14 protein-coding genes and 1 tRNA gene are annotated in these 13,702 nt (G+C 71.2%); all 15 read right to left on the reverse strand.

All coding sequences use genetic code 11. From position 1 onward, the window contains the following. Nucleotides 1–6: 6 nt before the first annotated feature. Nucleotides 7–1,626: a BCCT family transporter gene (locus tag BJF80_RS13145; protein WP_075814254.1), complete on the reverse strand. Its 1,620-nt coding sequence runs from the start codon at nt 1,624–1,626 to the stop codon at nt 7–9. Nucleotides 1,627–1,726: 100 nt separating this feature from the next. Continuing rightward, entirely contained in the window at nt 1,727–2,029 is a 303-nt protein-coding gene (locus BJF80_RS21250) for a hypothetical protein (protein ID WP_321166410.1), read from the reverse strand. Nucleotides 2,030–2,234: 205 nt separating this feature from the next. Continuing rightward, the gene (locus tag BJF80_RS21640; RefSeq protein ID WP_414899294.1) at nt 2,235–2,879 is read right to left on the reverse strand and encodes a sulfatase-like hydrolase/transferase; all 645 of its coding nucleotides are present in this window, start codon (nt 2,877–2,879) and stop codon (nt 2,235–2,237) included. Further along, nucleotides 2,866–4,824 (reverse strand): BCCT family transporter, encoded by a 1,959-nt coding sequence (locus BJF80_RS13155; RefSeq protein WP_083673672.1) that lies wholly within the window; start codon nt 4,822–4,824, stop codon nt 2,866–2,868. The genes BJF80_RS21640 and BJF80_RS13155 overlap by 14 nt, the downstream gene beginning before the upstream one ends. A gap of 138 nt (nt 4,825–4,962) precedes the next feature. After that, nucleotides 4,963–5,036: transfer RNA gene (locus BJF80_RS13160), tRNA-Pro, on the reverse strand. A gap of 64 nt (nt 5,037–5,100) precedes the next feature. Further along, nucleotides 5,101–6,657 (reverse strand): ribosome biogenesis GTPase Der, encoded by a 1,557-nt coding sequence (der, locus tag BJF80_RS13165; protein WP_237767611.1) that lies wholly within the window; start codon nt 6,655–6,657, stop codon nt 5,101–5,103. Beyond that, a complete protein-coding gene (locus tag BJF80_RS13170; protein WP_075814258.1) occupies nt 6,654–7,133 on the reverse strand; it encodes a SufE family protein in 480 nt (159 codons plus the stop codon). Before BJF80_RS13170 ends, der begins: the two co-directional genes overlap by 4 nt. A gap of 3 nt (nt 7,134–7,136) precedes the next feature. Further along, nucleotides 7,137–8,000 (reverse strand): sulfurtransferase, encoded by an 864-nt coding sequence (locus BJF80_RS13175; RefSeq protein WP_022923901.1) that lies wholly within the window; start codon nt 7,998–8,000, stop codon nt 7,137–7,139. 67 nt (nt 8,001–8,067) lie between these two features. Further along, entirely contained in the window at nt 8,068–8,784 is a 717-nt protein-coding gene (gene cmk / locus BJF80_RS13180) for a (d)CMP kinase (RefSeq protein ID WP_075814260.1), read from the reverse strand. A 161-nt stretch (nt 8,785–8,945) separates the two neighbouring features. Beyond that, nucleotides 8,946–9,209 (reverse strand): hypothetical protein, encoded by a 264-nt coding sequence (locus BJF80_RS21255; RefSeq protein WP_321166411.1) that lies wholly within the window; start codon nt 9,207–9,209, stop codon nt 8,946–8,948. Beyond that, nucleotides 9,110–9,964 (reverse strand): LD-carboxypeptidase, encoded by an 855-nt coding sequence (locus BJF80_RS13185; protein WP_321166407.1) that lies wholly within the window; start codon nt 9,962–9,964, stop codon nt 9,110–9,112. Before BJF80_RS13185 ends, BJF80_RS21255 begins: the two co-directional genes overlap by 100 nt. 344 nt (nt 9,965–10,308) lie before the next feature. Further along, complete coding sequence (locus BJF80_RS13190) at nt 10,309–11,244, reverse strand: pseudouridine synthase (protein WP_237767612.1); 936 nt, start codon at nt 11,242–11,244, stop codon at nt 10,309–10,311. Next, nucleotides 11,241–11,882, reverse strand: coding sequence for an SMC-Scp complex subunit ScpB (gene scpB, locus BJF80_RS13195; RefSeq protein WP_075814262.1), 642 nt, complete (start codon nt 11,880–11,882; stop codon nt 11,241–11,243). The genes BJF80_RS13190 and scpB overlap by 4 nt, the downstream gene beginning before the upstream one ends. Continuing rightward, nucleotides 11,866–12,765: a segregation and condensation protein A gene (locus BJF80_RS13200; RefSeq protein WP_075814264.1), complete on the reverse strand. Its 900-nt coding sequence runs from the start codon at nt 12,763–12,765 to the stop codon at nt 11,866–11,868. The genes scpB and BJF80_RS13200 overlap by 17 nt, the downstream gene beginning before the upstream one ends. Before the next feature lie 11 nt (nt 12,766–12,776). Then, nucleotides 12,777–13,661, reverse strand: a complete 885-nt coding sequence (locus BJF80_RS13205; RefSeq protein WP_075814268.1) for a ParA family protein — start codon at nt 13,659–13,661, stop codon at nt 12,777–12,779. Nucleotides 13,662–13,702: the final 41 nt, after the last annotated feature.

Raw genomic sequence — 13,702 nt, forward strand, 5'->3', positions numbered from 1 at the left:
GGTCCCTCAGGCGCTCGGCGTCTCCTCCGGGTCGCGCTCGATCTCCTCCATCGGCGTCACGTCGTGGTCGCCGCGCAGGACCCGCCGTCGCTCGGATCTCAGCCCGACCAGCAGGGCCGGGATCATGGCGAAGACGAGGATGAAGATCGGCAGGCCGACGACGGTGATGACCTCCTGCAGGGCCGGAATCGCCTCGTCCCCGCCGAGCATGATGAGCAGCGCCGCCAGCGCCCCCAGGCAGACCGCCCAGAAGACGCGCTGGCCGACCGGGCCCTCCTCGTCCTCCCCGGAGCAGAGCATGTCGACCACGAGCGCCGCCGAGTCCGCCGACGTCGCGAAGAACAGGGCGACGATGACGACCGTGAGGCCCTGCAGCAGCGGGGTCCAGGGGAAGCTCTCGAAGAAGGTGAACATCGCCAGCGGGACGCTCTCGGCGACGGCCGCCGAGATGGGGCCGCCCTCACCCCCGATGCCGTCGATCTCCATCGCGGACCAGCCGAAGATGACGAACCAGACCAGGGTGAACAGCGACGGCGCGACCAGCACCCCGCCGATGAACTCGCGGACCGTGCGCCCTCGGGAGATGCGGGCCAGGAAGACCCCCATGAACGGCGCCCAGGTGACGGTCCAGGCCCAGTAGAAGACGGTCCAGCCGGCCTGCCAGCCCCAGCCCTCGTCCTGGGTCGCGTTGGCCAGGGCGTCGTTCCACAGCGACAGACCGGGCAGCGCGGCGAGGTAGTTGCCGGCGCTCTCGACCAGCTCGCGGAGCAGGAAGACCGTGGCGCCGCCGGTGAAGAGGACGAAGAGCATCATGCCGACGGCCATACCGATGTTGATGTTCGACAGCCGCTTGATGCCCTTGTCCAGCCCGACCGCGACGGAGACCGTCGCGACCGCGGTCAGCACCGTGATGACGAGCACCCGGACGAGTACCGAGTCCGACAGACCGGTGAGGGCGGAGAGGCCGGCGCTGATCTGCGAGGTGCCCAGCCCCAGGCTCACCGCCAGGCCGAAGAGCGTGCCCAGCACGGCGAAGACGTCGATGGTCTTGCCGATCGGCCCGTGGATCCGCTCCTTGAGGAAGGGGTAGAACACCGAGCTGACCCGCATCGGCAGGTCGTAGCGGTAGATGAAGAACCCGAAGGCCAGCCCGGGCAGGGTGAAGATCGTCCAGGTGTGCAGCCCGAGGTGGTAGAGCGCGACGTTCATCGCGTCCTCGGCCGCCGCCGCACTGTAGGGCTCCACCCCGGGGAAGGGTGGGGTCGAGAAGTGCGAGATGGGCTCGGCGACGCCCCAGAACATCAGGACCGTGCCGATGCCACCGGCGAAGAGCATGGTGAACCAGGACACGCGGCCGTAGGCGGGCTTCTCGTCCGCCTTGCCCAGGCGCAGGTCGCCGTACTTGCTGATCGCGATCCAGACGAGGAAGACCAGCCAGGCGGTGACCCCGAAGATGAAGAACCAGCCCAGGTTGGTGGTCACCCAGGTCCGGGCGGCCGTGAACCCGTCACCGATCGTTCCGGGGAAGATGAGCAGGAGGGCCAGGATGACGACCATCAGTCCGGCCGAGGTGAAGAAGATCTGCGGGTTGGTACGCAACCCCAGTCGACGGGCAAGTGCGTCCACGGTGAATGTCCCTACGCCGAGAGTTTGTCCATATGTTGACAATCCGACCCTACCGAGACATCCACCCGCTGGCTAGCGCCCTCGCGGACCGCCGACGTGATCAGTCGGCCGCGACCGTGCCGTAGTCGAGCGCGTCCCGGAAGTCGCCCCGGACATACCGCGGCTCGGGGTCGGGCACGAGGTCCCAGGCGCGGTGCCTTCCGGTGCGGAGGGCGGCGGCGACGACCTGTCGCCGTGCCTGGCTGGCGCGCACCGCGTCCTCCAGGCCTCGAGGCCGTAGCGCCGGTCGAGCTCCGCGCGCATCGCGGCGGCGACCTCCGCGTCGGCCGGGTCGCCCGCGCGGTCGCTCAACTCGTCGGGGTCCGCCTCGAGGTCGAAGAGCTGGTCCGGGTAGCCCGGGCACACGACATACTTCAGCGCTCCCCGCACCAGCGTGACTTGGAGTCGCTGCGTCCCCTCGGCGAGGTACTCCACGACGACGTCCCGATCCTCCGGTCCGGCCCCGCCCCGCTCCCGCCGGATGCTCTCCAGCAGCGACACCCCCGCGTCGTCGTCGGCGGTCCCCTCCCCCGAGGTGCCGGCGAGCTCGCGCAGCCTGGGCAGGATGATCACCGTGTCCTCCGCCATCCCCAGCGCCTGCACCCGGTCCCGGATGCGGCCGACCAGGTCGTCGACGTAGCTGACGGCCGCGTAGTAGGCGCGGCGTGCCCGACGGGTCTCCTCCGGGCCGGGTGGGCGGGCGTCGAAGCCGCACATCTGCCGCGACCGGTGGCTGTGCGGGTCGCGTGCCGGGTCCGGTGGTCCGGGTGCGCCGGTGGCGGGATCTCCCGGTCGTCGAAGCGCTCCCAGTGCTCCGGCGGCGGCTCGTAGGGGTCGTGCGGGTGGATGAAGCAGGCGGCGAGCAGGCAGGGCGTGCACTCCCCCCGCCTGGTCCGCACGGGCCCTGTCGTTGAGGTGCCGCCCGCCGAGCGCAGGAGGTGGGCGAAGGTCGGCTCGGTCGCCGCGAAGTCGTCCCCGTTGTCGTAGCACCCCAGCTCCGAGGGCAGCCGTCCGGTGAGCATCGAGGCCCGCGAGAGCGCGCACGAAGGCGTCGTGCAGTATGCCCGGTCGAAGACCGCACCCTCGCGCGCCAGCGCGTCGAGGTGCGGCGTCAGCGCGGCGTCGTCCCCGTGGGCACCGACGTGGTGCGGCGCCAGCTGGTCCGCCTGGGGCAGGATGATGTTGGGCTGGTCGCCGAGCTCAGTCCGCGGCACGAGGTGTCTCTGCTTCCTCGTTCTGGCGCTGGGCGCTGTCGTCCCCGTCACCCTGGGGCGTCCAGCCGTCCTCCCACTCCCCGGTCTCGTAGTCGTACCCGACCGGCTCGCCCTCCTCGTTGCGTCGCTGGTACCAACCGGTGTAGCTCTCGTCCTCGGAGTCGATGTGCGCCCCGGCCCCGTCCCCGTCCGCCGCCGGTCCCACCTGGAGCGCGAAGTCGTCACCGTGCTTCTGCACACCGTCGATGACGGCGTGCCGCACGGCGCTCTCGGCATACAGGTGCCGGAGCGTGGCCGGGTCGGTCCGCAGGTCGCGGAACCACGCGACGATGATGAGCAGCATCACGACGGCGAAGGGGACCGCGGTGACGATCACGAGCTGTTGCAGGCCCTGCAGCGCCGTCGCGTCGCCCAGCGAGAGCATGACGACCGCGATCCCCGACATGACCAGGCCCCAGAAGATCACCACGCCCCGCCGCGGCGACTGGTCGCCCTGGCTCGACAGCATGCCCATGACGACCGACGCGGAGTCGGCCGAGGTGACGAAGAAGATCGACAACACCCCGATCGCGACATAGGGGACCCAGGCCACGTAGTCGAGGTTGTCGATCATCGTGAAGAAGACCTGAGGTGCGGCCATGTCGTCGGAGAAGCCGGGCAGCCCCTCGCGGTACATCCAGATCGAGGTGCCGCCCATCACGCCGTAGGCGACGAAGAGCAGCGAGGAGGGGATGAGGATGGTGCCGAGGAGGAACTGCCGCACCGTGCGACCGCGGGAGATGCGGGCGATGAAGACGCCGACGAAGGGCGACCAGGAGATCCACCAGGCCCAGTAGTAGACGGTCCAGGCGGACTGGTAGGCCTGCGTCTCCTGGCCCCACGACAGGGAGCGGCCCATCATGTTGGACATCGAGCCGAGGTACTCCATCATCGCCGACGGCAGCAGGTTGAGCAGGAACAGCGTCGGCCCGAGGAAGAGCACGATGCCGACGATGCCGATGGTCAGCACGATGTTGATGCTGGACAGGTAGCGGATGCCCCGTGCCACGCCAGAGACCGCGGAGATGATGAAGCCGCAGGTGAGGACCAGCAGGATGACGATGAGCATCGTGTTGGTCAGCTCGTCCGTCCCGGCCACGATGCTCACGCCGGTGCCGATCTGCATCGCGGCGATGCCCAGCGCCGCCGCCGTCCCGAAGAGGGTCGCGATGATCGCGAACGAGTCGACGAGCTTGCCCGCGAAGCCGTCGGCGTGCCGCTCGCCGAACAACGACCGGAAGATCGAGGACATGAGCAGGCTGCGGCCCCGGCGGTAGGCGGAGTAGGCCACCGCGCCGCCGACAAGGGCATACATGGCCCAGGCGTGGAACCCCCAGTGGAAGTAGGTCTGGGCCATGGACCGGTGCAGCGCCTCCACCGACTCCGGCTCGTTCGTCAGCGGCGGGGGGTTGACGAAGTAGGTGAGCGGCTCGGAGGGGCCGAAGAAGAGCACGCCGATGCCGATGCCCGCCGCGAAGAGCATCGACACCCAGGCGAAGGTGCTGAACTCCGGCTCCTCGCCGTCCTTGCCGAGCGGGATCCGCCCGTAGGACGACAGCGCGATGCCCAGCAGCACCACGAGGATGATGATGGCCACGCTGTTGAACAGCCACGACACGTTGCTGGTGGACCAGTCGAAGGCCGCCTGAGCCACGGTCGCGACGCCGGCCGGGTCGGCGACGCCCCAGATGACGAAGATGACGGTGAGCAGGCCGGCCAGCACGAAGACCGTCTTGCTGAGCCCGTACCTCCGGCGTTGCTCGTCGATCGAGATGCCCGGGACGAGCGCCGGGTGGATCCCGTGCGGGTACTCCGGTCGCTGGTAGTCGAGCCGGCCGAGCGACTTGCCCGCCCGACGGGCCTCCGCGCCGAGCTTCGCGCGGGGTGGGCGTTGCTGCGTGGACATGGCGGATCCCCCTCGTCGTGGACGGTTGCCCGGCAACCTACAGCGGCGAAGGGGAGATTGCACCGACCCGCGCCGACCCGCGTCGTCCTGCGGGAACGGCGAAGCCCTGGTGAGAGGGCTCTCACCAGGCTTCTTCGGTCGGGCTGACAGGATTTGAACCTGCGACCCCTTGACCCCCAGTCAAGTGCGCTACCAAACTGCGCCACAGCCCGAGGCCCGTCTGGGCGAGGATCAGGTTAGCCCATCGTGGGCTCGCCGACCCAATCCAGGGGGCGGTCAGCGGCGCCGCTTCTCGCGCACCCGGACGGAGATCTCGATCGGGCTGCCGACGAAGCCGAACTGCTCGCGCAGCCGCCGCTCGAGGAAGCGTCGGTAGCCCGCCTCGATGAAGCCCGAGGCGAAGATCACGAAGCGCGGCGGGCGGGTGTCGGCCTGGGTGGCGAAGAGGATCCGCGGCTGCTTCCCTCCGCGCACCGGGTGCGGCTGGCCGGCCACGACCTCGCCGAGGAAGGCGTTGAGCTTGGCCGTCGGGATGCGCCGGTCCCACGAGCCGAGCGCGGTGTCCAGCGCGGGCACCAGCTTGGCGACGTTGCGCCCGGTCGCGGCGGAGATGTTGACCCGCGGCGCCCAGGTGATCTGCACCAGCTCGCGCTCGATCTCGCGCTCCAGGTAGTAGCGGCGCTCCTCGTCGAGGGTGTCCCACTTGTTGTAGGCCACGACGAGCGCGCGACCGGAGTCGACGACCTGCTGGATGACCCGGATGTCCTGCTCGGCGATCGGCTCGGACACGTCGACCAGGACGACCGCGACCTCGGCCTTCTCCAGGGCGGCCTGGGTGCGCAACGAGGCGTAGAAGTCCGCGCCCTTGGTCTGGTGCACCCGCCGGCGGATGCCCGCGGTGTCGACGAAGCGCCATACCCGCCCGTCGTCGCCGAGCTCGATGAGCTCGTCCACGGGGTCGCGGGTGGTCCCGGCGACGTCGTCCACGACGACGCGGTCGGAGCCGGCGAGCTTGTTGAGCAGGGAGGACTTGCCGACGTTGGGGCGCCCGAGCAGGGCGACCCGGCGCGGCCCGCCCTCCGGCGCCACGCCGGCCACGGCCGACCTCTCCGGAAGGACGTCGAGCAGCGCGTCGAGCGCGTCGCCGGAACCGCGGCCGTGCAGTGCCGACACCGGCCACGGCTGGCCCAGCCCCAGGCTCCACAGCATCGCGGCGTCGGCCTCGAATCGCTGGTCGTCGACCTTGTTGGCGACGAGCACGACGGGCCTGCCGGAGCGGCGCAGCAGCCGCACGACCTGCGCGTCGGTGTCGGTCGCCCCGACGGTGGCGTCGACGACGAACATCACGGCGTCGGCGAGCTCGACGGCGACCTCGGCCTGCTCGGCCACCCGCAGGTGTATGCCTGTCGCGTCGACCTCCCAGCCGCCGGTGTCGACGAGGGTGAAGCGGCGCCCGGACCACTCCGCGTCGTAGGACACGCGGTCGCGCGTGACGCCCGGGACGTCCTCGACGACCGCCTCGCGGCGGCCGAGGATGCGGTTGACCAGGCTGGACTTGCCGACGTTGGGACGCCCGACGACCGCGACGACGGGGCGACCGCCCACGTCCTCCCGGTCCTCCTGCGGCAGCTTGCCCCGCTCGACGAGGGCCTGGTCCTCGTCCGAGAGCTCGAAGTCGACCAGACCCGCGCGCAGGGCCTGCTCCAGCGCCTCGTCCTGCTCGCTGGCCTCCAGGTCGGGCAGCCCGTCGGGGTCTCCCGCGGTCCACTCGACCTCGACCTCGTCGTGGTCGCTGTCCTCCTGCGGAGCGGGCGTGCCGTCCTGCTGGCTCATGCTCCCTCCCCCGCGGCCGTGAGGGCCTGCGAGCGCAGCCGCACCTGACGCTTGATCCGGCCGAGCATGCCGACCATCCCACGCATGCGCAGCGGCGAGACCGCCTCGGCCAGGCCGAAGCGGTAGGGCGCGTCGTCGGGGACGTCGAGCACCTGTTGCGCGCCGAGCCCGTCCAGGCCCTCGTGCAGGATGCCGGCGAAGCCGCGCGTCGTCGGGGCCTCCGCGGGCGCGTCGAAGAAGAGCCGTACCGTGCGCTCGGCGTCGTCCTCGACCTCGACGGCGAGGAACAACGGCGACTGGCACTCGTCGACCCGCTCCATCTGGTCGAGGTGGCCCTGGTAGCGCTCGGGCAGCCCCGGGAGCTCACGCGAGAGCTCCAGCAGCAGCTGCAGCCGCTCGGGCTGGCTCACCGCGTGGAAGTCCTCGGCGAGCTCGGCCATCGCCTCCGGGAGAGCGCCGCTCTCGGTCTCCGGCATACCTCAGCGCTCCACCGGCACACCGACCGAGTTGCCCCACTCGGTCCAGCTGCCGTCGTAGTTGCGGACCTTCTCGAAGCCCAGCAGGTGGGTGAGCACGAACCAGGTGTGGCTGGAGCGCTCGCCGATGCGGCAGTAGGCGACGACGTCGTCGGAGGTCGCCAGCCCCTGCTCTTGCTGGTAGATCGCCTCGAGCTCCTCGCGGGACTTGAACGTGCCGTCCTCGTTGGCCGCCCGCGCCCACGGCACCGACGTCGCGCCCGGGATGTGGCCGCCGCGCATGGCGCCCTCCTGCGGGTAGTCGGGCATGTGCAGCAGCTCGCCGGAGAACTCCCCGGGGCTGCGCACGTCGACCATCGGCTGACCGAGGTGGTCGAGCACGTCGGCCTTGAAGGCGCGGACGCGGGAGTCGTCACGCTCCACCACGGGGTATGCCGCCTGCGTCACCTCGGGCGCGTCAGTCGTCATCTCCCGGCCCTCCTCGACCCACTTCGCCCGGCCGCCGTCCAGCAGCCGCACGTCCTCGTGGCCGAAGAGCGTCATGACCCACAGGGCGTAGGCGGCCCACCAGTTGGACCGGTCGCCGTAGATGACCACGGTCGTGTCCCGACCGACGCCGCGCTCACCCATGACCTGGGCGAAGCGCTCACCGTCGACGTAGTCGCGGGTCACCGGGTCGTTGAGGTCGGTGTGCCAGTCGAGCTTGCGGGCGCCGGGGATGTGCCCCGTGTCGTAGAGCAGGACGTCCTCGTCGGACTCGAGCACGACGACCTGCGGGTCGTCGAGGTGCTCGGCGAGCCACTCGGTCGTGACGAGGCGCTCGGGGTGGGCGTAGGCGGAGATCTTGTCGGAGGCGGACGAGCTCATCAGGTGCTCCTCAGGTCGGTGTCTGTGGTATGTCGCAGGCGGTCGGTGCCCGGCAGGTCAGGTGGCCTCACCCCGCGTGCTCGGGCGAGCGCTCCGGCTCGACCTCGCCGCGGACCAGCGCGAGCACAGCCGCCACGACCTGGTCGAACGACAGGTCTGAGGTGTCCAACGTCACGACCCCGTCTGCGGCTTCCATGAAGGCGCTGACCGTCGAGTCCTGCTGGTCGCGCCGCACGATCTGGTCGCGGGTGGCCGCGACCTGCTCGGCGTCGGCGCCGCCGTGCAGCTCGGTGGAGCGGCGGGTCAGGCGCGCCTCCTCCGAGGCGGTGACGAGGATGCGGCGCTCGGCGTCGGGGGCGACAACGGTGGTGATGTCGCGGCCCTCCGCGACGATGCCGCCCTGCTGCTCACGGGCCGCGGCGATGATCTCCCGCTGCCGCCGGCGCAGCTCGGCGCGCACGTCGAGGTTCGTGGCCACGGCCGAGACCTGCGAGGTCACGCGGGTCTCGCGGATGGCGTCAGTGATGTCGGTCCCACCGACCCGCAGGACCTGGTCGTCGGGGTCGGTCGAGATGTCCAGCCGGACGTCGCGCGCAGCCTGGGCCACGGCCTGCTGGTCGGTCAGGTCGACATCGCCGTCGAGGCACTGCCAGGCGACCGCGCGGTACATCGCACCGGTGTCCAGGTAGCCCAGTCCCAGCTCCCGCGCCACGGCCTTGGACACGGAGGACTTGCCGGACCCGGAGGGCCCGTCGATGGCGATGGTGAGGGGACGAGAAGGCACCGACCCAGCGTAACGGTCGCACCGGTATACCCCGCGCCGGTCGATCGGGGCACTGGGAGCCGGTATGTCACTCGGCAGCCTCCTCGAGGGGGCTCACGAGTGACATACCGGCTCTCAGTGGTCCTGCATTCGGTCTGACACGCCGCTGGCTGACCGACTCGTCAGGAAAGCGTCTGCGTGATGGCGGACGTCGTCGCGGAGTGCTCGACCCGGGCGAGCGCCCCGTTGACCAGCGGCAGGTGCGGCGCGACGTGGCCGCACTCGACGTCGGCGACCACCGGCACGCCCAGGACGTCCAGCGCGTCCATGACCGCCTCGTGCTGGGTCAGGGTGGCACCGTCCGGTGCCGACGTCCGGCCCACCAGCACCGCTGCGGCGCCATCGAAGAAACCGGCCAGGCGCATACCGTGCAGGTGGCGGCAGATCGTGAAGGCGTCGTGCTCCGCCGCCTCCACGTAGACGACCAGCCCGTCTCCGAGGTCCGCCAGGCGCCGGTGTCGAGGTATGCCGTCCCCGCCAGGCTCGCCAACGTCTCGACGCAGCCCCCGACGAGCCGCCCGGTGACGTCGACGTCACCCCCGCCGTCCAGCCGCGTCCAACCCCCGGCGTGGTCGAGCACGTAGGTGTCGTCCTCCGGGTGCTCGGCCCAGTCCACGAAGTCCTCGCGGTAGCGCCCCGGTGACGTCTGTCGCACGGTCGCCCCGCGCGGGAGAGCGACAAGGTCCAGCCAGCTCACGAGTCCGTCGGGCACGGCGTAGGGCGTGTCCATGAGGTTCTGCCCGTGGATCGTCGCCCACCCGGCCCGGAGCGTGAGCGGGGTGATGAGGGTGGCGATGTCGGAGAAGCCCACCATCCACGTCGGCTCCGCCGCCGTCAGCGCACCCCAGTCGAGCAGGGGCAGCAGGTCGATGGCCGTCTCACCGCCCCACGGCGGGACCACGGCGGCGATGCCCGGGTCGAGCAGCATCCGCTGCAGCTCTGCCGCCCGGTCCGCGGCCGGCGCGCTGACGTGACGCGCGCCGTCCATGCACTGGCCCACGACCACGTCGTAACCACGGGATCGCACCGACTCGACGGCCACGTCCAGGCGTGCCCGGAGCTCGGCGGGCACGCCGGCGGAGGGGCTCGTGACTCCGACGACGGCACCCGGCCGCAGCGGCGCGGGGAACCTCGGTCTCATCCGGCCACCCTAGGACGGCATGTCATGACGGTCCCGTGGATATCGGGTATATACCCGACTCCCACGGGACCATCCGCACCTCGCCGTGCGGAATCAGATCGGCGACGCCTGGTCGTGAGGACGTGGCTCATCGACAAGTCAGCGCTGGCACGACTGGCTCTCAGTCGCGATGCCGCGGAGTGGGCCGTGCGCGTTGAGCGCGGACTGGTCTCCGTCTCGACACTGACCCGCCTGGAGGCGGGATACTCGGCACGATCGTCCGGCGATCACCGTCGAGTGGTGCGGGAGTCGCCCCTGGCCGCGATGCCCGCGGCCCGACCTCGGCGGGCCGCCGTGAGCAGGCCCTACTCCCCCGCCGCGCGGTAGAGCTGGGCGACCTCTTCGGCCGAGAGCGCGCGATACTTCCCCGGGCGCAGCTCGGCGACCTTGATCGGGCCGACCTGGACGCGCGAGAGCGCCTCGACCGGGTAGCCGACCTCCTCCATCATCCGGCGCACGATGTGCTTGCGACCCTCGTGCAGCACGATCTCGATGATCGAGTGGCCAGGGATGTCGTCGACGAGCCGGAAGCTGTCGGCCTTCGCCAGACCGTCCTCGAGCTCGACGCCGTCGCGCAGCTGCTTGCCGATGCCGGGAGCCACGACGCCGTGCACCTGTGCGACATACGTCTTGGGCACGCCGTAGGCCGGATGCTGCAGCTTGTGCGCGAGGTCGCCGTCGTTGGTGAGCAGCAGCAGTCCCTCGGTGTCGACGTCCAGCCGCCCGACGTGGAACAGCCGGCGCGACAGGTGCCCGACGTAGTCGGTCAGGCACGGCCGCCCCTCCTCGTCCTCCATCGTGGAGACGACACCGGCCGGCTTGTTGAAGGCGAGGTAGAGCTTCTCGGTGTCGACGACGACCCGGTCACCGTCGACGTGCACCGTCTGGGTGGCCGCGTCGACGCGTACCCCGAGCTCCACGACGACTTGGCCGTCGACCTCGACGCGACCCTCCTCGATGAGCTTCTCGCAGGCTCGCCTGCTCCCGAAGCCCGCGCCGGCGAGCAACTTCTGCAGCCGCACGCCGTCCGGGGTGTGGACGTCGCGGGTCGCCGGGTCCGGAGGTGTGCTGGGACGGCGCCGCCGCGGCGGTCGGGTGCCACCCGCGCGCCGCGGCCCGGCGCCTCCGCCCTGCGAGGGCACGCGCGAGGCGGACCCGCCCCGGCCGCCGGACCTGCCGCCCTGCCCGGGTCGTCCGCCCTGCCCGCCACGGGGTCCGGGGTTCTTCTTGCCGCTGGTCATGCGAGTCCTTCCGATGCGAGCTCCTCGAGCACCTCGGCCGAGGGGAGATAGGGGGCGAGCGCGGGCAGGTCGTCGAGGCTGTCCAGCCCCATGCGCTGCAGGAACAGGTCGGTGGTGCCGTAGAGCACCGCGCCACCGGTCGGGTCCTGCCCGGTCTCGGTGACCATGCCGCGCGCCAACAGCGTCCGGACGACGCCGTCGACGTTCACCCCGCGGATCGCGCCGATACGGGCCCGGCTGATCGGCTGTCGGTAGGCGATGACGGCGAGCGTCTCCAGCGCGGCCTGGGTGAGCCGTGCCTGCTGGCCACCCAGGAGGAACTTCTCCACCACCGGCGCGTATTCCGGTCGGCTGTAGACACGCCACCCCCCTCCCAGGCGGCGCAGCATGAAGCCGCGGTTGCCCTGGGCATACTCCTGGGCGAGCTCGTCCAGGACGGCGCCCACGTCCTCCAGCGGCAGCTCCAGCGCGCTGGCGAGGGCCTCCTCGGTCACCGGCTCGTCGATGACCATGAGGACCGCCTCGATCGCGGAGCGGGCGCCCCCCGGGAAGTCGGTGATGTCGAAGGCGACCTGCTCCTGCTCCGCCTGGTCGCCACCCGCCACGGACTCGTCGGGCTGCTCATCCTGCTGGCTCATCGGCCTCCTCCTCGTCGAACTCCGCCCCGACCTGCCCACCGACCTCGCCCGAGTCCGGCCCGGTCCAGCGCACCGTGAGCTCCCCGAGCGCCTCGTCCTGCTCCAGCGCGACCACGGTGTCGCGGAAGAGCTCGAGCAGCGACAGGAAGCGCGCGACGATGACCAACGTGGAGTCGGCGTCGGCCACGAGGTCGCGGAAGCTGGCGCTGCCCCGCTCCCGCAGCCGGCCGACGATGATCGAGGCCTGCTCGCGCACCGAGACCTGTGCGGCGTGGAGATGGTCCACGCCGACGGCGGGCGGGGGCCGGGGGATCATCGCCCGGCCGGCGATCATCGCCAGCTGCTCGGGCGTGACGGTCAGCACGAGCTCGGGCAGCAGCGAGGCGAAGCGCTCCTCGACGCCGACATCGCGGGCGAAGATGCGCCCCTTGCCCTCCATCTGCAGCCGAAGCTCGTCGGCGACCTGCTTGAACGCGCGGTACTGCAGCAGCCGGGCGAAGAGCAGGTCGCGCGCCTCGATGAGCGCCAGGTCCTCCTCGTCGTCCTCCCGGCCGCTGGGCAGCAGGCGGGCGGCCTTGAGGTCGAGCAGGGTCGCCGCGATGAGCACGAACTCGCTGGCCTGCGACAGGTCCCACTCCCCCTCGCCCTCCTGCGCCGCGCGCAGGTAGGCCACGAACTCGTCGGTCACGCGGGCCAGCGCGATCTCGGTGACGTCGAGCTTGTGCTTGGCGATGAGCCCGAGCAGCAGCTCGAACGGACCGGAGAAGACGTCGAGGTGGACCTCGAAGCCGCCGCGGGTCGCGGTGAGGACGCCGCCCGGGGTCGCCTCGCCCGGCTGGCCAGAGGCCTGCGCCGACGGGTCCGCGGCCGGGGCGGTCGGCATACCCATCCCGCTCAGGGAGCGCCGCCGCGCGCGACGAGCTCACGCGCGAGCTGACGGTATGCCTCCGCACCGGAGTGCGTGCTGGCGTAGGTGGTGATGGGCTCGGCGGCCAGGGTCGCGTCGGGGAACTTCACGGTGCGGCTGATGACGGTGTGGAAGACGGTGTCGCCGAAGTGGTCGACGACGCTGCGGACCACCTCGCGGGAGTGCAGCGTGCGCCCGTCGTACATCGTTGCGAGGATGCCGTCGATCTCCAGCCTCGGGTTGAGCCGGTCGGTGATCTTCTCGATCGTCTCGATGAGCAGCGCGACGCCGCGCATCGCGAAGAACTCGGTCTCCAGCGGGATGATCACGCCGTGCGAGGCGGTGAGCGCGTTGACCGTGAGCAGGCCGAGGGAGGGCTGGCAGTCGATGAAGACGACGTCGTAGTCGTCCATCACGGGCCGCAGGGTGCGGGCGAGCACCTGCTCGCGGGCCACCTCCCCCACGAGCTGGACCTCGGCGGCGGACAGGTCGATGTTGGCCGGGAGGATGTCGATGCCGGGCACCGAGGTGGGCTGGATGACGTCGCGCACGTCGTGGCCGCGCTCCACGAGCAGGTTGTAGATCGTGACGTCGAGGTCGTGCGTGCGCACCCCCAGGCCGACCGACAGCGCGCCCTGCGGGTCGAAGTCGACCATGAGGACCTTGCGGCCGTACTCCGCGAGCGCGGCGCCGAGGTTGATCGTCGTCGTGGTCTTGCCGACACCGCCCTTCTGGTTGCACATCGCGATGATGCGGGCCGGGCCGTGGCTCGCCAGCGGCTCGGGCACGGGGAAGTCGGGCAGTGGACGGCCGGTGGGGCCCTCCTGGCCCACGCCCGAGGTCTCGGTGCCGGGCAGCCGGTCGTGACTCACGTGGTGTCTCCAGATCCGTTCGGGTGTGGCGGCGTCCCGCC

The sequence above is a fragment of the Serinicoccus sp. CUA-874 genome (genome assembly GCF_001942225.1).
GTDB classification, from domain to species: domain Bacteria; phylum Actinomycetota; class Actinomycetes; order Actinomycetales; family Dermatophilaceae; genus Ornithinicoccus; species Ornithinicoccus marinus.